Origin of the sequence: Streptomyces sp. CBMA152, assembly GCF_014596475.1 — a bacterium.
Classification (GTDB): domain Bacteria; phylum Actinomycetota; class Actinomycetes; order Streptomycetales; family Streptomycetaceae; genus Streptomyces.
The window spans coordinates 74,993-97,339 of record NZ_MECJ01000027.1 but is presented as its reverse complement, the minus strand read 5'-3'; the positions used below and the strand labels follow the sequence as shown (position 1 = coordinate 97,339).

Below are 22,347 nucleotides of genomic sequence, written 5' to 3'. Positions count from 1 at the left end.
GGGCGTCGTTCCGAGACACGCCTCGGAGAGGGAGCGCCGTGGCCCGTCGCCGTCTGCTGCCGTGGAAGCGCCGCAGGGATCTGACCCCGCCCCAGCTGCGCCGACGCCGGATAGCCGTCCGGTCCACCCTGGTGGTCTGTCTGCTGGGCGCCGGGACGGTGGGCTGGTCGGTGTCGGACGCGCTGACCTATCCGGGTGATGACAGCACGGCGGCCCGCCTCGCGGGCTGGGCACGCGAACACCGGCTGGGCTTCGTCGTCGACAAGCTGGAGAACCTCCAGTACGAACTGGACCCGCCGAAGGTCGGCGGCACGCTGCCGCAGGAGTCGCTGGCCCGGATGCGCAAGGCGGCCGCGCTCCCGCCGCCCGCCGCGCGGAGCGGACTGCCGTTGCGCGCCCCGATGCGTCCGCTGGTCGCCCCGGCGCTGCCCGGCGAGGGCGTGTGGCGTCCGCTGGTGGAGGCCCACGGCCGCCCGATCGTGCAGGGCACGTATGTACGTCCCGACTCCGCCCACACCTCGTACGAGGCGGCCGTCGCGTGGGTCAGCGCCAAGGACGCCCGCTTCCAGCTGCACCCCGGACTGCGCGAGCCGGGCGGTTCCTTCTCCGTACCGCCGAACATCCCCAAGGGGGAGCGCGCGGGCCTGGTGGCGTCCTGGAACGGCGGCTTCAAGGTCACCGACGGCGGCTCCCGGGGCGGCTTCTACCTCGACGGCAGAACCGCCGGGCAGCTCCGCGACGGCGCCGCCTCCGAGGTGTTCTACCGCGACGGCTCGATCCGGATCGGCGTGTGGGGCCGGGACATGCGGATGACACCCGACGTCGTCGGGGTGCGGCAGTGCCTGGAGCTGATGGTCGACGGCGGCTCGGTCGTCCCGGACATCGACAACGACTCCAAGTGGGGCGCCACCGACCAGAGCAAGATGTACGTGGCCCGCTCCGGGGTCGGGGTCACGGCGGAGGGCGACGTCATCATGGTCGTCGGCCAGGCCCTGTCGGCGCGTACGCTCGCCGAACTCATGGAGCGCGCGGGCGCGGTGCGGGCCATGCCGCTCGACATGAACCGCGCCTGGCCGTCCTTCATGAGCTACGACGGCAGCCGTACCCCGGACAGCCCGGTGCCCACCAACATCCTCGACTTCGAGAACCCGCCGGAGCGCTACTACAACCAGGCCACCCGCGACTTCGTCGCCGTCTACGCCCGCTGAGGACTCCGCGTACGGCCTACGGCAGCTCGTAGAGGTACGGCGTGGTCGTGCTCAACTGCGCGAAGCCCAGGCGGTGCAGGATCGGGCGGCTGTCGTCGGAGGCGTCGACCTGGAGGTAGCGGTAGCCGCGCTCGGCGGCGATACGGGCGCGATAGGAGACCAACGCGCGGTAGATGCCCTTGCCGCGCCAGGCCTCGGCGGTGCCACCGCCCCAGAGCCCGGCGAACTGCGTGCCCGGGATCAGCTCCATCCGGGCGGCGGAGACCGGCACGCCGTGCGCCGTCGCGAGCACCGCGACCAGGGTGTCGGGCGCCTCGGCGAGCTGGAGCTTCATACTCCGGGCGAGCCGCGAGGAGTCGGTGCCGAACGCCTGCTCGTGCACGGCCGCCATCAGGTCGATCCCGGCCTCGTCGGTCACCGGCACCAGCTCGATGCCCTCGGCCAGCGCCACCTCGCCGGCCTGCGCCGCGCTCTCGGCGACCATCAGGGCCTCGGTGGGCTCCGGCACGAACCCGGCCGCCATGAGCCGTTCGCCGAGGTCGCCGGGGGTGTCGTGGGCGTACAGCTTCCACTCGAACTCGCGGCCGAGCTCCGTGAAGTGCCGCACCTGCGCGGCGATTTCACGCTCGGCGCCGGCCTCGTCGAGGTCCGACCAGATCACCCCGTTCCAGGTCGGGTCGGGGCCGAAGTGCCGCACCACGCCGCCCACCCGCTCGACCCGGGCCGCGGGGCTCTCGGGCCGAGCGCCCTCGCGCATCTGCTGGTCGAACAGGGCCAGCACCTTGTCGTTGTCCATCCGCACACTTCAACATCGCGGGACCCGGCTGACAAACGGGTTTCGGACCGCGGTGCCGGACCGCGCCGGAAGGAGTGGGTCCGTCTACAACCCCTGCGGTAGAGCGTGCACCGCCATTGGTTGACGCCGCGCGTCTGACCTGCAATTAGGCTGCGGCAATGCGGATCCGCCCAGTCACCGCCGATGTGTTCATCGCGCTGGCACAGACGTGTGTCGCCGTGCTCCTGGGCCAGGAGGCGGCCCGGCAGGGGCAGCAGCCGCTCGACGTGCTCGGATACGCCCTCGCCGTGATCATCAACATGGCGTGCGCGTTCCGCTCCGGAGCGCCGGTGGGTGTCTGCGCGTTCGTCATCGCGATGTGGACGCTCTACATCTCCCTGGGGAACTGGCCGGTCGTGGGCTCCTACGGGGCATTGATCGCGGGGTACACGGTGGCCGCGACCCGGCCCGCCCGCATCTCCCTCTCCTGCATGGCGGTCTTGGCGGTGGTGTGGGTGTTCGCCGGGATCCGCACCGGCAGCGACGCGATGCCCTCGGTCGTCGTGCAGGCGCTCGCCGTGCCCGCCGTGCTGTGGCGGTTCGGCCGGGTGGCCCGCCGCTCCACCAAGCTCGCCGAGCAGTTGGCGAAGGAGCAGGAGGCCCGGGCCAAGCGCGAAGTGGCCGAGGAACGCGGGCGTATCGCCCGGGAGTTGCACGACATCATCGCCCACCACATGTCGGTGATATCCGTGCAGTCGGGGCTCGCGCGCTTCGTCTTCGAGTCCGATCCGCCCACCGCGCGCGGGGCGCTCGGCACCATCTCCGCGACCAGCCAGGAGGCGCTGGAGGAGCTGCGGCGGATGCTGCACCTCCTGCGCGCGGAGGACGTCGACGGAGAACCGTCGGCTCCGATGCCGGGCCTGTCCCGCCTCTCCGACATGGTGGAGCGGCTACGGGCCGGCGGACTGCCGGTCGAGCTGCGCGTCCAGGGCGAGGCCCGCCCGCTCGCGCCCGGCGTGGACCTGTGCGCCTACCGGGTGGCGCAGGAGGCACTCACCAATGTCCTGAAACACGCGCCCGGCGCACGGACGACGGTGGAACTCTGTTACGAGCGGAACCATGTCGCTCTCGCCGTCGTGAACGACACTACGGGAGCGAATCCGGTCAGAAATCGATCGGGTGGTGGACATGGGTTGATCGGGATGCGGGAGCGGGCCAAGCTCTACGGCGGCACGATCAGCACCGGCCCGAGAAGCGAGGGAGGCTTCGCGGTCCGTCTGCTCCTGCCGACCTCGGCTCAGCCGACCGCCTGACCGGGACCGCATGACACAGGGGGAAGACGCGTTGCCATGACCAGGGCACTCGTGGTCGACGACCAGTTCCTCGTACGGGCCGGTCTGGTCGCCCTGCTACGGGCGGCGGGCGTCGACGTCGTCGGAGAGGCCAGCGACGGGGCGGAGGCCGTGGCCCAGGCGGCGGCGACCCGGCCCGATGTGATCCTCATGGACATCCGCATGCCCGGCATGAGCGGCATCACCGCCACCGAGCGCATCCTCGCCGAGGCCCCCGACCCGCCGCCGCGCATCCTCATCCTCACCACGTTCGACCTCGACGAGTACGTGTACTCCGCGCTGCGGGCCGGTGCCTCGGGGTTCCTGCTCAAGGACTCGGGGCCGGAGCGGCTGCTGAACGCGGTGGCGGCGGTGGGCGGCGGCGACACGCTCTTCGCGCCGAGCGTGACGCGCCGGCTCGTGGAGGCGTTCGCGCGCCCGGTCGAGCAGACCCCGCAGGTGTCGTCGGACCTCGCGGCGCTCACGGCCCGCGAGACGGAGGTCCTCAAACTCACCGCACGCGGCCTGTCGAACCAGGAGATCTCCGACCAGCTCTTCATCAGCGAGGCGACGGTCAAGACCCACCTCAACCGAGCGATGAGCAAACTGGACCTGGCGAGCCGGGCCCAGGCGGTGGTGCTGGCGTACGAGTCGGGCTTGGTCACGCCGGGGGGAGGGCGGTAGGTCGGGGCTGCGCCTGACTGTTGCCGTTACCTAAGGGGCGCGGGGAACTGCGCGACCAGCCAAGCACGGTCCGCAGCTGAACGCTCAACTCCAGCTAGCCGCAGTGCTGTTGTACCGCAGCAAATACTCCGCGAACTGTTCGAGATCCCCCGCGTCCCACTCCGCCAGGCGCTCGGTGAACGCCTGCTTCCGCAGCTCCGCTGCTTCGGCGAGCTTCGCCGTCCCCGCAGGGGTGAGATGCAGCAGCTGGATGCGATGATCGGCAGGATCGGTGCGGCGCTCGATGAACGACAACCGCTCAAGCGCCGCGATCTGCCGACTGATCGTCGACTTGTCGAGCATGTAGTACGCGGCGAGATCCGTCGCCCGGCACCCCTGCTGGTCCTCAAGGTGCGAGAGCAGCGTGAACGAGACCAGCGAGAGCTCAGGGTGCATCCGCGCGGCGGCGGCCCGGGCGCGGCGGGCGAACGCGGTCATCTCGCGCTGGATGGTGGCGACCGACTGGTCTCGACTGGGCACGGCGGGTCCTCTCACTGGCTAGTTGCATAATACAACGCCAGTGTGCGGACCCGCTCACTCCGGACCCGCTCACTCTGGCTCGGCCACCGTGTCCAGCGCCTGGGTCAGCCAGCGGATCCAGAACGTCTCCAGCTCGATGCCGCCGCGCAGCACCAGATGCCGCAGCCGGTCCTGCTCGCTGTCCCGCTCCGGCGGGAAATCCCGCCGCTCGATCCCCTCGTACATCTCCAACTGGCGCTCGTGCAGGGCCAGATGGCGGCGCAGCTCGGCGTCGAGCCCGTCCGTGCCGACGACCGCCGCCGCCCGCATCCGCAGCAGCAGCGGGTCGCGCATCGGGCGGGGTTCCTGCCCGGCACTCGCCCATGCGGCGAGCTCCGCACGGCCCGCGGGCAGGACCTCGTACTCCTTCTTCTGTCCGCGCGCCGGCGCCTGCGACGCCAGCGCGCGGATGAACCCGGACGCCTCCAGCTTGCCCAGCTCACGATAGATCTGCTGGTGCGTCGCGGACCAGAAGAAGCCGAACGACTTGTCGAAGCGGCGCGTCAGCTCAAGCCCCGACGAGGGCTTTTCGAGCAGAGCGGTCAGGATCGCGTGCGGGAGGGACATGACCGCATCCTAGGTTCGCCGCGGGCGGCGCCGGTCAGAGGGCCGCCGCCAGCCTGGTGCCCTGGTCGATGGCGCGCTTGGCGTCCAGCTCGGCGGCCACGTCCGCGCCGCCGATCAGATGCGCGGTGACCCCGGCCGCCGTCAGCTCCTCGTACAGGTCGCGGCGCGGCTCCTGGCCGGCGCACAGGACGACGGTGTCCACCGGCAGTACGGAGGAGGTGCCGTCGACGGTGATGTGCAGCCCGGCGTCGTCGACCAGGTCGTAGCTCACGCCCGGCACCATGGTCACGCCCCGGTGCTTCAGCTCGGTGCGGTGGATCCAGCCCGTGGTCTTGCCCAGGCCCGCGCCGACCTTGGAGGTCTTGCGCTGGAGGAGGTGGACCGCGCGCGGCGGCTTGGGCCGCTCGGGCGCGCGCAGCCCGCCGCGCTCGCCGTACGTGGTGTCGACGCCCCACTGCCGGAAGTACGTCTCGGCGTCCAGGCTCGCCGCGTCGCCGCCGTCGGTGAGGTACTCGGCGACGTCGAAGCCGATGCCACCCGCGCCGACGATCGCCACCCGCTCGCCCACCGGCGCCCCGTCGCGCAGTACGTCGAGGTAGGTGACGACGCTCGGGTGGTCGCGGCCGGGGATCTCCGGGGTGCGGGGGGTGACACCGGTGGCGACGACGACCTCGTCGTACGGGCCGTCCGCGAGGTCGGCGGCCGAGACGGAGGTGTTCAACCGGACGTCCACACCGTGCAGTTCGAGCATGGTGCGGTAGTACCGCAGCGTCTCCTCGAACTCCTCCTTGCCCGGGACCCGCTTGGCGATGTTCAGCTGGCCGCCGACCTCGGCGGCCGCGTCGAAGAGCGTGACCGCGTGGCCGCGCTCGGCCGCCGAGACCGCGAAGGCGAGCCCGGCCGGGCCCGCGCCGACCACGGCCAGGTTCTTGCGGCGCCGGGTGGGCGAGAGCACCAGCTCGGTCTCGTTGCAGGCGCGCGGGTTCACCAGGCAGGAGGTGATCTTCCCGCTGAAGGTGTGGTCGAGGCAGGCCTGGTTGCAGCCGATGCAGGTGTTGATGGTCTCGGACCGCCCCGCCCGCGCCTTGGCGACGAACTCGGGGTCGGCGAGGAACGGCCGCGCCATCGACACCATGTCCGCGCGTCCCTCGGCGAGCAACTGCTCGGCCACTTCGGGGGTGTTGATGCGGTTGCTGGTGATGAGCGGGATCGAGACCGACCCCATCAGCTTCTTGGTCACCCAGGTGTACGCGCCGCGAGGCACCGAGGTCGCGATGGTGGGGATGCGCGCCTCGTGCCAGCCGATGCCGGTGTTGATGAGCGTCGCCCCGGCCGCCTCGATGGCGCGGGCGAGCGTGATCACCTCGTCGAGCGTGGAGCCGCCGGGCACCAGGTCCAGCATGGAGAGCCGGTAGATGATGATGAAGTCGGCGCCGACGCGCTCGCGCGTACGGCGGACGATCTCGACCGGGAAGCGCATCCGGTTCTCGTACGAGCCGCCCCAGCTGTCGGTGCGCTGGTTCACCGCGCCCGCCACGAACTCGTTGATCAGATAGCCCTCGGACCCCATGATCTCGACGCCGTCGTACCCGGCGGACTTGGCGAGCTCGGCGGCGCGCACGAAGTCCTCGACGGTCTGCTCGACCTCGTCCTCGGTCAGGGCGTGCGGCACGAACGGGCTGATCGGCGCCTGGAGCGCGCTCGGCGCGACCAGGTCCTGGTGGTAGGCGTACCGCCCGAAGTGCAGGATCTGCATCGCGATCCGCCCGCCCGCCGCGTGCACGGCGTCGGTGACGGTGCGGCGCTGCGCGGCCTCCGCCTCGGTGGTGATCTTGGCGCCGCCCTCGTACGGGCGGCCCGCGTCGTTGGGCGCGATGCCGCCGGTGACCATGAGCCCGACCCCGCCGCGCGCCCGCTCGGCGTAGAAGGCCGCCATCCGCTCGAACCCGTTCTCGGCCTCTTCGAGCCCGATGTGCATGGACCCCATCAGCACCCGGTTGGGCAGGGTGGTGAAGCCGAGGTCGAGGGGGCGCAGCAGGTGGGGGTAGTCGCTCATCGGGGGGCCTCCGGATACGGCGGTGTCGTCAGCTCCAGTTGTAGAGCACGGGGCCCGCTTGTGCAACAAGTTGCATAAAGGGTCTGGGTCACATCGGGCCCGGCTGTTGTGGGGATACGTGGATGGGCCCGGCGGGGGAGTCCCGCCGGGCCCATCCAGGTCAGCGCGCCGGTATCAGACCTTCCGGTAGCCGTACGCCTCCGACGCCGCCGCCTCCACCGCGTCCAGGTCCGCCCCGGCCGAGGCGGTGACCACGGCGGCCACCGCGCCCTCGACGAACGGCGCGTCGATCAGCCGTGTCCCCTCCGGCAGCTCGTCGCCCTCGGCGAGCAGCGCCTTCACGGTGAGCACCGCGCTGCCGAGGTCGACCAGGACCGCGACGCCCGCGCCGCTGTCCACGGCGGCCGCCGCCTGCGCGATCAGCTCGGAACTGGTGCCGAGGCCGCCGTCGGGGGTGCCGCCCGCAGGGGCGACCGGGGCGGTCGTACCGCCGCCCGCGAGCCCCGTCGCAAGCTCGGCCACGGCCGCCGCGACCGCCGCGCTGTGCGAGACGAGTACGACCCCGACGAGCTTCCCGTCCCCGCTCATCCGGCAGCCTCCACGAGCGCGGCGATGAGCAGGGCCGACGAGGTCGCGCCCGGGTCCTGGTGGCCGATGGACCGCTCGCCGAGATAGCTGGCCCGCCCCTTGCGCGCTTGCAGCGGTACGGTCGCGAGCGCTCCGGCCTCGGCAGCCGTGCTCGCGGCCGCGAAGGACTCGCCGAGCGCGTCGACGGCGGGCAGCAGCGCGTCCAGCATCGTCTTGTCCCCGGCCGCCGCCCCGCCGAGCTGGGCCACCGCAGCCACACCCGCGCCCAGCGCCTCGGCGAGCTGCGCCCGGTCGACCTCGGCCGCGTCGCCGAGCGCCTTGCCGGTGCGGCGCAGGAGCGTCCCGTACAACGGTCCGGAGGCGCCGCCGACGGTGGAGATCAACTCGCGCCCGGCGAGGGTGAGTACGCCCCCGGGGGTGTCCGGGTTGTCCTTGTCCAGCACGGCGGCCACGGCAGTGAAGCCGCGCCGCAGGTTGCTGCCGTGGTCGGCGTCGCCGATGGCCGAGTCCAGTTCGGTCAGCCGGTCCGCCTCCCGGTCGACGGCGGCGGCCGTCGCGGTCATCCAGCGGCGGAAGAACGCGGTGTCGAGCACAAGTCCTCCTTCGGGAATCATCAGGGTGTCGTGGGCGTCGGGTTCAGCAACCCCACCGCAGCGCGGGCGTGTTGACCGGCGCGTCCCACAGGCGCAGCAGCTCCTCGTCGGCCTGACAGAGCGTCACCGAGCAGCCCGCCATGTCGAGCGAGGTGACGTAGTTGCCCACGAGCGTGCGGGCGACGGGGACGCGGCGCTCGGCCAGCACCCGGTGCACCTCGGCGTTGAACCCGTACAGTTCGAGCAGCGGTGTCGCCCCCATGCCGTTGACGAGCAGCAGGACGGGACTCGACGGCTTCAGGTCCTCCAGGACGGCGTCCACCGCGAAGTCGGCGATCTCCCGCGAGGTCATCATGGGCCGCCGCTCACGCCCCGGCTCGCCATGGATGCCGACACCCAACTCCAGCTCACCGGGCGGCAGTTCGAAGGTCGGGCTCCCCTTGGCCGGGGTGGTGCAGGCGCCGAGGGCGACGCCGAAGCTGCGCGAGCCCTCGTTCACCCGGCGGGCGATCGCCTCCACCCGCTCCAGCGGCGCGCCCTCCTCGGCCAGGGCGCCCGCGATCTTCTCCACGAACAGGGTCGCCCCGGTCCCGCGCCGCCCGGCGGTGTACAGGCTGTCGGTGACCGCGACGTCGTCGTTGACCAGCACCTTGGCGACCTGTACGCCCTCGTCCTCGGCGAGTTCGGCGGCCATCTCGAAGTTGAGCACGTCACCGGTGTAGTTCTTGACGACGAACAGCACCCCGGCCCCGCTGTCCACGGCGGCCGCGGCGCGCACCATCTGGTCCGGCACGGGCGAGGTGAACACCTCGCCGGGGCAGGCGGCGGCGAGCATCCCGGGCCCCACGAACCCGCCGTGCAGCGGCTCGTGCCCCGACCCGCCCCCCGACACCAGCGCGACCTTCCCGGCCATCGGCGCGTCCCGGCGCACGATCACGCGGTTCTCCACGTCGACGGTGAGTTCCGGATGGGCGGCCGCCATCCCGCGCAGCGCGTCCGCCACGACTGTCTCGGCCACGTTGATCAGCATCTTCATGCGTGCCTCCGGGGGAGAAGCGCAGCCGGGCGGCTGCTGACCGGGACCTTACCGACCCCGGCTCGCGCGCGGCCCGGACCGTGTCGGGGCCGTCCGGGTACGGCGAGTGTTGCCGACGGCATCGTCCACGTAGGCAGCGACGACGGCCGCCTCCACGCCCTGGACGCTCGCGACCGGAGCCCCCACGTAAGCTCCCGTCTCATGCGCGTGCTGGTGGTGGAGGACGACCCTGAGCTCGGCCCGGTCGTCGTGGAGGGGCTGCGGGCGGCCGGGTTCGCCGTCGATCTCGCCGTGCGGCTCGACGAGGCCGAGCTCAAGCTCGACGTGAACACGTACGACTGCCTCGTGGCGGACCGGGGGCTGCCCGACGGCGACGCGCTCGACCTCGTACGAAAGCGGCGCCGCGCCGGATCCACGCTGCCCGTGCTGCTGCTCACCGCGCTCGGCACCGTCGACGACCGGGTCGCCGGGTTCGAGCACGGGGCGGACGACTACCTCGTCAAGCCGTTCGCGTTCGCCGAACTCACCGCGCGCGTACGCAGCCTGTGCCGACGGGCGCAGCCCGCCCGGCTTCCCGAACTGCGGGTCGCCGACCTGGAGTTGGACCTGCCGCGCCGCCGGGTGCGGCGCGCCGGGGTGCTGCTCACGCTCACGGCCAAGGAGTTCGCGGTACTGGAGGCGCTGATGCTGCGGGCGGGCGAGGTCGTCAGCCGCAGCGAGCTGATCGAGAGCTGCTGGGACGAGATGAGTGACCCGATGTCGAACGTGGTCGACGTCGTCATCGGGCAGCTGCGCCGCAAGCTGGGCTCCGACGAGCTGATCGGCACGGTGCGCGGGGTCGGCTACCGGATCGACGGCAACGGTACGGAGTGAGCGCGCGGTCCACGAGGACGCGTCCGGCCCTGGCCCGGCTCGTCCGGCTGCGCCGGCGCCTCACCGCTCTGTTCGCCGTGACTACGGCCGTGTGTCTGGTCGTGCTGGCCTTCGTCGCCTCGTCCATCGACGGCCGCTCCCGTGCCGACGGCCTCGACAAGGAGATCGCCCGCCGCGCCGACGGCCTCGCCCGCGCCGTCTGGATGGACAACGGCACACTCCACCTCGAACCCCTCGCCGAGGACACGCTCGCCCGCGAACCCGGCGCTCTCGCGGTACTGAGCGGGTCCAAGGCGTCCAAGGTGCCCGCAGTCCGCTGGTCGCGCCCCGGCCCGGCGCAGCTGCCCGACGCGGGCCGCCTCGACGGGCTGTGGCGCAAGGTCCTCGAGCAGCAGGAGACGGTGTACGCGACCGAGACCTCCCGGGACGGCCGCACCCTGCGCTGGGCCGCCTCGCCGGTCTGGGACGAGGACAGCATCGGCGCCGCCGTCCTGGCCGCCGCCGACCCGGGCCCCGGCGAACGCGACCACGAGACGCTGGTCCGCTGGCTCGCCCTCGGTGGTACGGGACTTGTGCTGGCCGCCGCCCTCGTCGGGCATCTGCTGTCCGGCCGCAGCATGCGGGAGGCGCTTCGGGCACTGGACCAGCAGGAGCAGTTCCTCGCCGAGGCCGCGCACGAACTGCGCACCCCGCTCGCCACACTCCGGGTGACCTTGGAGGCGGGCAGCGCGACGGAGTCGGCGCGGTTGGTCGACCGGATGGGCCGCCTGGTGGGCGGGCTGCTGACGCGGGCGCGGGTGGAGGCGGGCGCGCAAGAGGTGGAGCTGACCCCGCTCCGGCTCGACCAGTTGGTGGAGCAGGTGGTGGACGAGGTGGGTCAGGTCTGGCCGGGTGCGGACATCGCGGTGACGGCCGAGTCCGTGGTGGTCGAGGGCGACCCCGACCTCCTTGAGCAGGCCGTGCGCAACCTCGTCGAGAACGCGCTTCGACACGGCGGCGCGACCCCGGTCGAGGTACGCGTCCACCCGGGCGGCGTCGCGGTCCGCGACCACGGCCCGGGCTTCGAGGCCACATCGGGCACGGGCGGCAACGGCATCGGCCTGGCGATCGTCCGCTGGGTCGCGGACCTGCACGGCGGCACGGTCGCGCTGGCGCCCGCACCAGGCGGCGGGGCGCTGGCCGAGCTGCGGATCGGCGCTCCGGAACGAGAGCGGTGATCTGGCCGGCCGTGTGAAGTGCGATGCGGCATTTAGGGGCGCGGGGAACTGCGCGACCAGCCAAGCACGATCCGCAGCCGAATATCCGCCCTCCCAGCGGAGCGCCCCTCATCCTCCCCTCATGATCCGCACGGCAAGCTGACCCCATGGTTTCGAGAATCCCCGGCCCGCGCGCCCGCGCCCTGTCCCTGACCCTCGCCGTCGCGCTCGGCGCCGGAGTGGTCTGGTACGCACTGCCCTCGGCGGGAGCCCCGACGCCCGCCGCCGAGATCCGCGTCGACCAGGGCGGTTACGTCACGGGCGAGCACAAGGAGGCGTTCGTACTGGGCCGCGACGACGCCCTCGCGGACGCGCGCTTCGAAGTGCTGGACGAGTCCGGCCGTACGGTACTCGGTGGCGCGCCCGGCCCCCGTACCGGCAGTTGGAACAAGACGTACGACTCCGTACGCACCCTCGATCTCTCCGCGCTCACCGCACCCGGCACCTACCGGCTGCGGCTCACCGGCTCGGCCAGCGCCACCTCGCCGCGCTTCCGCATAGCCCCCGCGAAGGAGCTGATGAAGAACCTGGCGGCCGACAACGTCCGCTTCTTCCAGGCCCAGCGGGACGGCGCGGACGTCGTACCGGGCGGCGAGCTGAACCGTAAACCCGCCCACCTGAATGACCGTCAGGCGACCGTCTACGCCACACCCCGCTACAACGGCGACGGCACGGAGCTGACGGAGCCGCTGCGGCGGGTCGGCGGGCCCGTCGATGTGTCGGGCGGGTGGTTCGACGCGGGGGACTTCCTCAAGTTCACCCACACCGCGTCGTACTCCACGGCCCAACTGCTGCTCGCGCAGCGGGCGTTGCCCGATACGCCCGGCGTCGCCGACGAGGCGCGGCACGGTCTGGCGTGGCTCGACAGGATGTGGGACGGCCGTACCGGCACCCTCTACGCCCAGGTCGGCATCGGCGCGGGCAGCAAGGACTTCCGCAGCGACCACGACGTATGGCGGCTGCCGGAAGCGGACGACGCGCTGAAGGCTTCCGAGGGCGACCCCGACTACGTACTGAAGCACCGGCCGGTGTTCCGGGCGAACGAGCCCGGCGAGCCGATCAGCCCCAACCTCGCGGGCCGGGTCGCGGCAGCCTTTGCGCTCGCCGCGCAGACGGACGCCAAGAGCGATCCCGAGCGGGCCCGGCAGTGGCTGGAGAAGGCGGCGGCGGTCTACGGGCAGGCCGACACCGAGCACAGCGGAGAGCTGGTCACCACGTTCCCGCACAGCTTCTACCCGGAGGACTCCTGGCAGGACGACATGGAGTTCGGTGCGGTGGAACTCGCCCTCGCCGCACGGCAGTTGGACGACGATCGGGCGGGCAAGTGGCAGCGGGAGGCCGGGGACTGGGCGCGGAAGTACATCGCCTCGGACGCACGCGGGACGCTCGGGGTCGCCGATGTCAGCGCGCTGGCCCACGCCGACCTCGTACGCCTCGCACCCTCCGACGAGGCCGTCGGCGATCTGCGGCGCCAGCTGACTGAGGGTGAGAAGCGCGCGGCCAAGGACCCGTTCCGGGCGGGCGCGGTCTACACCGACTTCGACGCCGTCCCGCACACCTTCGGCCTCGCCGCCACCGCCCGGCTGTACGCGCAGGCGACCGGTGACCACCGCTACGACGCCTTCGCGGCCGGCCAGCGCGGCTGGGCGCTCGGCGCCAACGCCTGGGGCGCCAGCTTCATGATCGGCACCGGCGAGGTCTTCCCGCACTGCCCCGAGCACCAGGTGGCCAACCTGGCGGGCAGCCTCACCGGCGAGGGAAAAATCCTGCGTGGGGCAGTGGTCAACGGCCCCAACGCGGCGGCCAAACTCGGCGAGCACAACTCCTTCGACACCATGCGCCCCTGCGAGTCGGGCACCGACACCTTCAAGCGCTTCGACGGCAAGGGCGCCCGCTACCTCGACCACGTCGGCGCGTGGCAGACGGTGGAACCGGCCGACGACTTCACCTCCACCGCGCTGCTGGCGTTCGCCCTCACCGCGATGTGATCCGTACGGGGAGCACGCCGGGGGAGTCGCACGAGTCGCCCGTACATCGGCGGACCGCTCGTGCACGATGTCCGCATGATCTTCCACGACGGTACGGAGTCGCGGCGGGCGCCGCGGAGGAGGACTTCCCGGACGCGGCTCGGTCTCGCCCTGGCCGCGTCCGGTGCGCTCCTGCTGGCCGGAGGTGCCGCCCACGCGGCGGACCCGCCCACCGGGCCGCACCACCGGGCCCCCGGCGACGGCGACTGGTCGGACGCGGACGCGCTCGGCTTCTGGACGCCCGGGCGGATCGCCACCGCCACCGACCCCGCCCGGCCCGGGGGCGCTCCCGCGACCGGTCTGCCCGGGCCCCCGGCGGCCGTGCCCGGCATCCCGACCGCCGAGCACATCCCCGGGCTCGCCTCCGTCGGCGTCCTGTTCACCACCAGCGGCCCGGACCCGACGAACGGCGAGATGCGCGCGCACAAGTGCTCGGCGAGCGTCGTGGAGAGCGGCGGGCGCAACCTCGTCCTGACGGCCGGTCACTGCGCGGGCGGCCGGGCCGTCTTCGTACCGCAGTACAGCCCGGAGGCGGACCTGGAGGACCAGCCGTACGAGTTCTACCGGGTCACCGACTGGTATGTGGACAACAAGTACGTCCGCAACACCAAGGCGGCCGTCTCCGACCTCGACTACGCCTTCGCGCGGCTCGCGCCGGGGCCCGGCGGCCGCAACATCCAGGACGTGGTGGGCGCCAACAAGCTGGTGCGTACCCCCGGTTACGCGCAGGACGTGACGATGGTGGGCTACCCCCGGGTGGGCCGCAACCCGGAGGACCTGCCGGTGCGGTGCCCGGCCCGGTCGGGGCGGCTCTCGGGCTACCGGCAGATGCGGGTGGCGTGCGCGGGGATGTGGGGCGGCGTCTCCGGCGGCCCGTGGTTCTCCGACATCGACTGGGACGCGGGGACGGGCCAGATCATCGGGAACGTCGGCGGCTTCCACGGCGGCGGCCCGGACGTGCCCGAGTCCGACCCCCGCTACAACCAGATCACCTACAGCCCCGTCTACGGCGACCGCTTCTTCCGGCTCTACCGGGACGCCCAGGACAACCGCCGCCCGCATTACGGGGAGTACGGCTGACACCGCACGTACGTGAGGTCGTTGGGCGGACGGCGGGCGGGCACCGGGCATCCGGGCCCGCCCGCCGTCCTGACCGCGCCGCGGCCCACTGCCATGGGTACCCTCGGGGCCGCCTGGCGGGGGCGCAGGAGGCAGGAGGGGGCGGGGCCGCGGGGCGGCCGTTCACGGGGCGAGCGGGGGCGTCACCGGGAAGTCCGGCGCGCCCCCGTCGTGGCGGGGTCGGGGCGTCAGACGACTTCCATCGTCGCCATCATGCCCATCGACGCGTGGTCGAACATGTGGCAGTGGTAGACGTACTTGCCGCGGTAGCCGGTGAAGGTCGCCTGCACCTTCACCTTCTCGCCCGGCATCAGCCGGACCGTGTCCTTGAGCCCGAACTCGGGCCCGGACGTCACCGGCACACCGTTGCGCTCCAGGACCCGGAACTGCACCAGGTGGATGTGGAAGTTGTGCGGCACCCGCTGGTTGACGTTGGAGACCGTCCAGATCTCCGTGTCGCCGTACTGGATGGTGTTGTCGACGCGCTTGTCGTCGTAGATCTTGTCGTCGATGTAGCCGAGGCCGTCGGGGGACGTCTCGTCGACGCGCAGCACCACGTTGCGGTTGACGGTGGCCGTCTTCAGCTCGGGCAGCGTGCGCAGACGGCTCGGGACGCGGCTGTAGTCCGCGGCCTTCTTGGTCACCCGGAACTGCATGACCTGCGAGGCGGGGCTGCCGGGAGGGGCGTTCTCGGTGTTGGTGAGGATGATGGTGGTGCCCTCGGCGTACTTCGAGAAGTCGATGACGATGTCCGCGCGCTCGCCCGAGGTGAGCGAGATCGTGTCGGTCGTCAGCGGCGCCTCCAGGAGGCCACCGTCGGTCCCGATCTGCTGGACGGTGGAGCCGTCCGACAGCTTGAGGGTGAAGAACCGCATGTTGGAGGTGTTGTACAGCCGGAAGCGGTATTTGCGCGCGGCGACGTCGAAGTACGGCCACGCCTTGCCGTTGGCGAGGATGACGTTCCGGTTGCGGAAGTCGTTCATCACGTACAGGAGCTGCCCGTTGTCGTCGAACCGGGCGTCACGGATCGCGATCGGGATGTCGTACGCGCCCGACGGCAGCCCCAGCGCCTTCTCCGGCAGGTCCATCAGCGTGTAGAACCCGGTGAGCCCGCGGAAGACGTTCTCCGACTCGATGTGGTGCGCGTGGTCGTGGAACCACAGGTTCGCGTTGGGCTGGTTGTTCGGGTACGTGTACGTCTTCTCGTCGCCCGGCTGGATGAGGTCCATCGGCGTGCCGTCGCTGGACTCCGGGACGTGGCCGCCGTGGAGGTGGATGGAGGCCGGGGTAGGAAGGCTGTTGCTCTGGGTGACGACCACGCGGTGGCCCGAGCAGGCCTTGATCCAGGGGCCGGGGAAGTAGCCGTCGAAGGTGCGGACGGTCGTCTGCTTGCCCGGAATGATCTCCGTCTGGACTTCCTGCATCTCAAAGCTGTAGTACGCGGTCGTCCCCGATATCCGGTCCGGCTTGGTGACCTCGGGAACGGGCATCGCCTGGGCGAACTTGGGGATGGTGGTGGGGTCTATGTCGGTCGTGGTCTGACCGTCGGCCTGCGCCGCGCTGCTCAAGGCCGGCATCAGCAGCCCCGCGCCCCCCACGGCGCCGGTGAGCGCGACACCGGCCTTCATCGCGTTCCTGCGTGTGATCATCAAAGACTCTCCCAGCGAGACATGCTGAGGACGCCCCCGCGGCGCCCTGGCGATATTCGTGCGGGCGGCGTGCGGAGAGGTCCGCAGCGGCCGCCGGCCCGCCACGCGGCCCGACGAGTGGGTCGGCTCGTCGCCGCCTGGCCGGCAGTCCCGGGGAACAGCCCCACCTCGTTCATGAAGCTCGGCCTCGGGGTAGTGCGTGGGTGGTCGGCGCCCTTCCGGGGTGGGGCCCGGCGCGACGCGGTAGATCTTGCCCCTCAGTCTCCTGGTGGCGCTCTGGCCGAACAAGCCACTCTGGTTTCAGAGTTGTGTCAGATTTCGCAAATTACTTGCCACTTGTGTAGGAGCTCTGGCATCTGAACGTCAGAGTCCGTCAGGTCCCCGAGGATGGGTTGTACGCGGTCGGGGAGCTATGGTCAGAAGTCCGGATCGGTCGCACGTCCGGATCCAGACGATGGGAGGAGGTCCGGGCGATGGAGCAGGACGACGCCGTGATCGGCTGCGTGGGGGAAGTGCTCGTCGACACGCGCGGCCCCGCGGGCCCCGGCGAGGTCCTGGTACGCGTCAGGGGCGGCTCCGAGACCTTCCTCGCCTGGTCCGAGGAGCCCCTGCCGCGCGGCGCGAAGGTCCTTGTCGTGGATTCGCGCGGTATACGTCAGGTCGACGTCATCGAATGGGCCGACCCGCTCCAGGAACTGGGCATCGAGCCCGACTGACACCGGCAGTTCCACCGCACCGCGTACCGGCTGTGCCCGCACACCACGTACGTCACAGAGCAGACGACAAGAGGGAGACAAGGATGTTCGGTTACCGCGTTCCCGCCCCGGACGAGGCGATGCTGATCTCGGGCGGCAGGCGGGGCCTGGGAGGTGCGCCGTTCCGGGTGGTGACCGGCCACGGCAAGTTCGTGCTCCCCGTCTTCCGCAAGACCCGGTTCCTCACCCTCGCCATGTGCGAGTCCGAGGTCACCGAGACCTGCGTGACGCGGCAGGGCATCGCGCTGAGCGTGCGGGCCGTGATCGCCTTCAAGGTCGGCAACGACACCGAGAGCATCGTCAACGCGGGCCAGCGCTTCCTCTCCGACCAGGAGCAGATGTCGGTCCTCACCGGCCGGATCTTCGCCGGTCATCTGCGGGCGATCATCGGCTCGATGACCGTCGAGGAGATCGTGACGGAGCGCCAGAAGCTGGCCGCCGAGGTCCTGGACACCTCGAAGGCCGAGATGGCCAAGATCGGACTGATCGTGGACTCGCTCCAGATCCAGTCCATCGACGACGGCGACACCGGATACATCGACGCGATGTCGGCCCCGCACAAGGCGGCCATCCAGCGCCAGGCCCAGATCGCTCAGGCACAGGCCACCCAGGCCTCCACGGAGGCCGAGCAGGAGGCCGCGCGCAACCAGGCCGAGTACGCCCGCCAGACCGCCGTCGTCAAGGCCGAGTACTCGGCCGAGGTCGACCGCGCCCAGGCCAAGGCCGCCCAGGCCGGTCCGCTCGCGCAGGCCCACGCCCAGCAGGAAGTCCTCGCCGCCCAGACCGAACTGGCCCTTCGCCAGGCGAAACTGCGCCAGCAGCAGCTGGTGGCCGAGATCGTCAAGCCCGCCGAGGCCGAGGCCGAACGGATCCGGGTGCTGGCCGTGGCCGAGGCCGAGCGGATGAAGATCCAGGCCGCGGCGGCCGCCTCGTACGACCGCGTCGCGCTCGACCGGATGCTCATCGACCAGCTGCCGCAGATCGTGAAGGAGGCCGCCGGCGGCCTCGCGGGCGCCAACGTCAACGTACTGAACGGCGCCGACGGACTCGGCGAGATCGCGGCGGGCCTGGTCGGCCAGGGCCTGACGATCCTCGACTCGGTCCGGCAGAACCTGAGCGGTTCCGGCCAGAGCCAGGACAAGGGCGACGGCCCCGGCAGGGCCGGTGCCTACCTTGAGCTGCCCGGTTACCCCGGTACGGCCGGTAAGGGCGCGGCGGAAGGGACCCGGGGGCAGACGGGGAAGGACGACCCGCAGGCCGGAAAGGGCGACGGTCCGGTCCAGCTGGACTAGACGGCGCTTCTTCTCGTACGGCCACGGAATGGTCAAGCGGCGTACGAGAAGGTTGAGGGGGGTGTCCTGCGGGTGAATCGTGCGCGAGGATGGGGTTATGACCGCGGCCCATCGCGCCATGGCTCAGTTGGAGACATGGCCGAATCTGGTAAGTGGCCCGCCCCGGTGCGCCGTTGGGCAAGCCTTCCGCACGACGGAGTACGAGGTGGTGCACTTCCACTCGGACTATGCCGCTGATCTGCACCTCACCCATACGGCGATAGAACGGCTGCTGCCGGAGCTGCGGCGCAGCAGCGCGATCCGGGTGACACCCGGATCCGCCTGGCTCACGGTCCTCCTCGACTGCGACGCCGACGTCGAACTACTGCTCAGTCTGGTCAGTGTGGCGCTGAAGGCCCATGGCGACGCGCGGCAGCGGCATCCGGGGGCCCCGTGCGAGTGGTACGGCTCGGCGGTCCCCGGGCCGCGCGCCGTCGTCACGGCGGGCGCGGCCCCGGCCGTCGCGCACGGCCTGGTCCCCGCGGCCCGTCGCGCGATGGGACGGCTCCTGCCGCACGGCCACAGACCGCTCTGAGAACTCCGGACATCAGAAGCGGGAACCACCCCGGCCCCCGGGCCGACTGCTGAGGTACGCCGCCACCAGGCGGCAACGACCTTGGCAGTAAGGGGTGTTGAGGGATGAGCGTCGAGCACGGGCACAGCCGTCGTCAGGTCCTGCGGACCGCCGTGGCGGGAGGCGTGGGCGCCTCGGTCGCGGTCACCGTCGGGATGGGCGGTCCGGCCCACGCGGCCGAGCGCCGTGAGACCCGCGCGGCCGAGCGCCGCCAGATCCGGGTCGCCATTCTGCTTTACGACGGCTTCACGGCGCTGGATGCGATCGGCCCGTACGAAGTGCTCTGCCGGGTGCCCGATGTGCGGGTCACCATGGTGGCCAAGGAGGCCGGACCGGTCCTCACCGACACGGGCGAGCTGTCGCTCGTGGCGGAACGCTCGCTGCGCGATGTCGACCGCGCCGAGGTGCTGCTCATCCCCGGCGGCGGTGAGCCGGGCGCGGTCGCGATGATGAAGGACAGCGCGGTGCACGAATGGATCCGCCGCGTCCACCGGCACACCCTGTGGACCACATCGGTGTGCACCGGATCCCTGATCCTCGGCGCCGCCGGACTGCTGCGGGGCGTGCCCGCCACCACGTACTGGGCCGCGCGGCCCTCCCTCAAGGATCTCGGCGCGATCGACACCCCTGGGCGGTTCGTCGAGAGCGGCAAGATCATCACGGCCGCCGGGGTGTCCGCGGGCATCGACATGGGGCTCCATCTCGCCGCCCGGCTGTCCGACGACCGGATCGCCCAGGCGATGCAGCTCGCCATCGAATACGACCCCCAGCCGCCGTACGACACGGGGTCGCCGGAGAAAGCGGGGGGCGAGCTTCAGAAGCTTGCGTTGAAGTTGCTGGCGGATGCGGGGCGCTAGCGCGCGGCGGTAAGCGCGGATATTTGGCTGCGGACCGTAGGGGCTGGTCGCGCAGTTCCCCGCGCCCCTTTGGGGGCTGCCCACTCCGTCGGGAACTACCTGACCCTTCCTCCCGACTCCTTGTCGTGAACTAGGAGGTGGGATGGACGGTCTGGATGTGCGGATGCGTGGTGTCGCGTGCCGGCACGGTCGGGTCGAGGCCGTGCGGGCTGTGGATCTCGATGTCGCCGCCGGTGAGCGTGTGGCGCTCACCGGCACGAACGGGTCCGGGAAGACCACGCTCGTACGGGCCGTGCTCGGGCTGCATCGGCAGGCGGGCGGGACGATCCTGGTCGGCGGGCAGGGCGCCCGTACCGCCGCCGAGTGGGCCTCGCGGCGCCGGGTCTGCGCCTGGATTCCGCAGAAGCCCGCCACCGGCCGGTTCCCGCTGCTTGCACGGGAGTTGCTGGCCAGCAGTGGTGCGCCCGCCGAGGCCGCCGAGGCGGCCGCGAAGCTGGGCGTCGGGCCGATGGTGGACCGTCCGCTGCACACCCTCTCCGGCGGTCAGCTCCAGCGGATGTATCTGGCCCGCGCGGTCGGGTGCGTCGCCGCCGGGGCCGGGGTGCTCCTCGCCGACGAGCCCACCGCCGCGCTGGACTTCGCCGGTCAGGAGGAGGCGGCGGACGTCCTGCTGTCCCTGCCGGTCACCCTGATCGTCGTCACCCATGACCGCGCGCTCGCCGACCGTTGCGAGCGCGTCCTCGAAATGGCCGCGGGCTGTCTGCGGGAGGTCGCGTGAACCTGGCCGCCGCCGATCTCGGTGAACTCCTCCAGCTCGTACCGGTCCAACGGGCGGGCGCCGCGCTGCTGTTGGCGGCCGTCGGGCTTCCGGTGGTCGGGGTCGTGATCGTCGGGCTCGACATCATGCCCGTACGGTTCGCGATGATGCACGTGGCCCTGCTCGGCATCGCGGTCGGCCTGCTGACCGGGCTCGACCCGATGCTGTGCGCGCTGGTCGCGTGCGCGCTCGCGGGCGCCGGGGTCGCGCCGCTCGCCCGTACCCCGGATGGCCTGTCGGGCGCGATGGGGCTGTTGATGAGCCTCGCGATCGCGGCCGCGCTGCTGGTCCTGTCGATCTCCGGGGTCAACGCGTCCGGCGCGTTCGCGCTGCTGTGGGGGTCGATCCTGTCGGTGGGCAGCGCGGACCTGTGGCTCCTTGGCGCGCTGGCCGCCGCCGTACCGGCCCTGTTCTGGTGGCGGCGCCGCGACCTCGCGCTCCTGCTGTACGACCGTGAACTCGCCCTCAGCGCGGGTGTGCGCGTCGACCGGCTGACCCTGCTGCTCCTGGTCCTGGTCGCCGTCGCGGTCGCCGGGGCCATCAAGCTCACCGGCGCCCTGCTCGTCGACGCGCTGACCCTGCTGCCCGCGCTCGCGGCCCGGCGCCTCGGCGCCTCCCTCACCTCGATCACCGCCTGGGCGGTGGGCATCGGTCTGACGGTCAACGCGACGGGGTTCCTCGTCGCGCTCCGGCTCGACCTGCCGCCCGGCCCCGTGCTTGTCCTGACGGCCGGGGCCGTGGTCCTCGCCGTCCATCTCATCCCCGAACGGAGAATCAGCTCATGGCGCAGTACCGCCGCGTCCGTATCCCTTCCCTCCTGGCACTGAGCGTGAGTGCCGGGCTCGTCCTCACCGCGACCGCGTGCGGCAGCGACAAGAAGGACGACTCCTCGTCCGGGAACGGCGGCGGCAGCGGTACGCCGGTGGTAGTCGCCACCACCGCCTGGGAGGGTGCCTTCGCCAAGGCGGCGGGCATCAAGGACGTCAAGGTGATCGTCCCCCAGTCGGTGCACCACGCGCCCGACTACGACCCCAAGCCGTCCGACCTCGCGGCCGTGGCCGGGGCCGACTTCGTGCTGTACGCGCCGTTCGAGCCGTACGCCTCGAAGATCAAGGACGCGGCGGGGTCGAAGGCGAAGCTCGTCGAGGTGAACCTCGACAATGACGCGGACAAGGCAGTGGCCGAAGTGGTGCGCCTGGGCAAGCTGTTCGGTACCCAGCCCGCCGCCGCGCAGTGGAAGACGTCGTTCGATGCGGAGTACGCGAAGCTCAAGCAGGACGTCAAGAGCGCGTGGCCCGGGGGGAAGGCGCCCGTCGTTGTGGCGCAGGTGTTCTCGACGTGGTCGGCGAAGCTTGCTGGCGCGGATGTTGTTGGTACGTACGGGCCGGAGGCCGTGACCGCGCAGCAGCTCGCGGGGCTGTCGAAGAAGAAGCCCGCGCTGGTTCTGGACAACGCGCACATGTCCACGGGGAAGGTGTTGCCCGACTCGGGCGCCAAGCAGATCGAGATCGTCAACTATCCCGACAAGGATATGGACTTGCTGGGTGTGTACCGGAAGGCCGCAGCCGATGTTAAGCAGGCCATGGTTGGCTGAGCGGTTATTCGGCTGCGGACCGTAGGGGCTGATCGCGCAGTTCCCCGCGCCCCTTAGACGCTCGGGACCCCAGGTATGAGCGGGGTGTGGATCTGGCAA

General features: G+C 71.6%; 22 protein-coding genes and 1 pseudogene. 15 read left to right on the top strand and 8 right to left on the bottom strand.

Features of this window, described 5'->3' with window-relative positions; genetic code table 11:
• The first annotated feature begins 38 nt into the window (after positions 1-38).
• Complete coding sequence (locus BG418_RS23270; RefSeq protein WP_188275909.1) at positions 39-1,208, top strand: phosphodiester glycosidase family protein; 1,170 nt, start codon at positions 39-41, stop codon at positions 1,206-1,208.
• 16 nt (positions 1,209-1,224) lie between these two features.
• Here BG418_RS23270 and BG418_RS23265 read toward each other — a convergent pair whose 3' ends face one another.
• Positions 1,225-2,004 (bottom strand): GNAT family N-acetyltransferase, encoded by a 780-nt coding sequence (locus BG418_RS23265; RefSeq protein WP_188275908.1) that lies wholly within the window; start codon positions 2,002-2,004, stop codon positions 1,225-1,227.
• A 158-nt stretch (positions 2,005-2,162) separates the two neighbouring features.
• Between BG418_RS23265 and BG418_RS23260 the strand changes: the two genes are divergently transcribed.
• Together BG418_RS23260 and BG418_RS23255 are read left to right on the top strand one after the other, a co-directional pair.
• The gene (locus tag BG418_RS23260) at positions 2,163-3,296 is read left to right on the top strand and encodes a sensor histidine kinase (protein ID WP_188275907.1); all 1,134 of its coding nucleotides are present in this window, start codon (positions 2,163-2,165) and stop codon (positions 3,294-3,296) included.
• 36 nt (positions 3,297-3,332) lie between these two features.
• Entirely contained in the window at positions 3,333-3,998 is a 666-nt protein-coding gene (locus BG418_RS23255; RefSeq protein WP_188275906.1) for a response regulator transcription factor, read from the top strand.
• A gap of 84 nt (positions 3,999-4,082) precedes the next feature.
• On the opposite strand, the gene BG418_RS23250 is transcribed toward BG418_RS23255, so the two are convergent.
• The 6 genes from BG418_RS23250 to dhaK all read right to left on the bottom strand — a co-directional run bounded on the left by BG418_RS23250 (position 4,083) and on the right by dhaK (position 9,396).
• On the bottom strand, positions 4,083-4,517 hold the full coding sequence (locus tag BG418_RS23250; protein WP_317453733.1) for a MarR family winged helix-turn-helix transcriptional regulator: 435 nt from the start codon (positions 4,515-4,517) through the stop codon (positions 4,083-4,085).
• A gap of 69 nt (positions 4,518-4,586) precedes the next feature.
• Complete coding sequence (locus tag BG418_RS23245; RefSeq protein ID WP_188275905.1) at positions 4,587-5,123, bottom strand: PadR family transcriptional regulator; 537 nt, start codon at positions 5,121-5,123, stop codon at positions 4,587-4,589.
• A gap of 34 nt (positions 5,124-5,157) precedes the next feature.
• Positions 5,158-7,179, bottom strand: a complete 2,022-nt coding sequence (locus BG418_RS23240) for an NADPH-dependent 2,4-dienoyl-CoA reductase (protein WP_188275904.1) — start codon at positions 7,177-7,179, stop codon at positions 5,158-5,160.
• A gap of 174 nt (positions 7,180-7,353) precedes the next feature.
• Positions 7,354-7,767, bottom strand: coding sequence for a PTS-dependent dihydroxyacetone kinase phosphotransferase subunit DhaM (locus tag BG418_RS23235; protein ID WP_188275903.1), 414 nt, complete (start codon positions 7,765-7,767; stop codon positions 7,354-7,356).
• Complete coding sequence (gene dhaL, locus BG418_RS23230) at positions 7,764-8,360, bottom strand: dihydroxyacetone kinase subunit DhaL (RefSeq protein WP_188275902.1); 597 nt, start codon at positions 8,358-8,360, stop codon at positions 7,764-7,766. Before dhaL ends, BG418_RS23235 begins: the two co-directional genes overlap by 4 nt.
• Positions 8,361-8,403: 43 nt before the next feature.
• Positions 8,404-9,396: a dihydroxyacetone kinase subunit DhaK gene (gene dhaK / locus BG418_RS23225; RefSeq protein WP_188275901.1), complete on the bottom strand. Its 993-nt coding sequence runs from the start codon at positions 9,394-9,396 to the stop codon at positions 8,404-8,406.
• Here dhaK and BG418_RS41235 point away from each other — a divergent pair.
• The 5 genes and pseudogenes from BG418_RS41235 to BG418_RS40060 all read left to right on the top strand — a co-directional run.
• Positions 9,328-9,558 (top strand): annotated as a pseudogene (locus BG418_RS41235) (PQQ-binding-like beta-propeller repeat protein); the annotation flags it as partial. The gene dhaK and the pseudogene BG418_RS41235 overlap by 69 nt on opposite strands.
• A gap of 39 nt (positions 9,559-9,597) precedes the next feature.
• The gene (locus BG418_RS23220) at positions 9,598-10,269 is read left to right on the top strand and encodes a response regulator transcription factor (protein ID WP_223185325.1); all 672 of its coding nucleotides are present in this window, start codon (positions 9,598-9,600) and stop codon (positions 10,267-10,269) included.
• Positions 10,266-11,486 carry a HAMP domain-containing sensor histidine kinase gene (locus BG418_RS23215; RefSeq protein ID WP_317453732.1) on the top strand — a complete coding sequence of 407 codons (1,221 nt, stop codon included), beginning with the start codon at positions 10,266-10,268 and terminating at the stop codon, positions 11,484-11,486. Before BG418_RS23220 ends, BG418_RS23215 begins: the two co-directional genes overlap by 4 nt.
• Positions 11,487-11,632: 146 nt before the next feature.
• Positions 11,633-13,513, top strand: coding sequence for a glycoside hydrolase family 9 protein (locus tag BG418_RS23210; protein ID WP_188275899.1), 1,881 nt, complete (start codon positions 11,633-11,635; stop codon positions 13,511-13,513).
• A gap of 75 nt (positions 13,514-13,588) precedes the next feature.
• Positions 13,589-14,632: a serine protease gene (locus BG418_RS40060; protein WP_223185312.1), complete on the top strand. Its 1,044-nt coding sequence runs from the start codon at positions 13,589-13,591 to the stop codon at positions 14,630-14,632.
• Between the two features lie 227 nt (positions 14,633-14,859).
• Here BG418_RS40060 and BG418_RS23200 read toward each other — a convergent pair whose 3' ends face one another.
• A complete protein-coding gene (locus BG418_RS23200; protein WP_188275898.1) occupies positions 14,860-16,320 on the bottom strand; it encodes a multicopper oxidase family protein in 1,461 nt (486 codons plus the stop codon).
• A gap of 473 nt (positions 16,321-16,793) precedes the next feature.
• On the opposite strand from BG418_RS23200, the gene BG418_RS23195 reads away from it, so the two are divergent.
• The 7 genes from BG418_RS23195 (at position 16,794) to BG418_RS23165 (ending at position 22,248) form a co-directional block, all read left to right on the top strand.
• Entirely contained in the window at positions 16,794-17,036 is a 243-nt protein-coding gene (locus BG418_RS23195; RefSeq protein WP_188275897.1) for a hypothetical protein, read from the top strand.
• Between the two features lie 83 nt (positions 17,037-17,119).
• Positions 17,120-18,367: a flotillin family protein gene (locus BG418_RS23190; RefSeq protein WP_223185311.1), complete on the top strand. Its 1,248-nt coding sequence runs from the start codon at positions 17,120-17,122 to the stop codon at positions 18,365-18,367.
• A 97-nt stretch (positions 18,368-18,464) separates the two neighbouring features.
• Positions 18,465-18,941, top strand: coding sequence for a luciferase family protein (locus BG418_RS23185; protein ID WP_188275896.1), 477 nt, complete (start codon positions 18,465-18,467; stop codon positions 18,939-18,941).
• A gap of 104 nt (positions 18,942-19,045) precedes the next feature.
• Complete coding sequence (locus tag BG418_RS23180; protein WP_188275895.1) at positions 19,046-19,837, top strand: DJ-1/PfpI family protein; 792 nt, start codon at positions 19,046-19,048, stop codon at positions 19,835-19,837.
• Positions 19,838-19,979: 142 nt separating this feature from the next.
• Positions 19,980-20,615 (top strand): ATP-binding cassette domain-containing protein, encoded by a 636-nt coding sequence (locus tag BG418_RS23175; protein WP_188275894.1) that lies wholly within the window; start codon positions 19,980-19,982, stop codon positions 20,613-20,615.
• Positions 20,612-21,481 carry a metal ABC transporter permease gene (locus BG418_RS23170; RefSeq protein WP_188275893.1) on the top strand — a complete coding sequence of 290 codons (870 nt, stop codon included), beginning with the start codon at positions 20,612-20,614 and terminating at the stop codon, positions 21,479-21,481. Before BG418_RS23175 ends, BG418_RS23170 begins: the two co-directional genes overlap by 4 nt.
• Positions 21,436-22,248, top strand: coding sequence for an ABC transporter substrate-binding protein (locus BG418_RS23165; RefSeq protein ID WP_188275892.1), 813 nt, complete (start codon positions 21,436-21,438; stop codon positions 22,246-22,248). The genes BG418_RS23170 and BG418_RS23165 overlap by 46 nt, the downstream gene beginning before the upstream one ends.
• Positions 22,249-22,347: the final 99 nt, after the last annotated feature.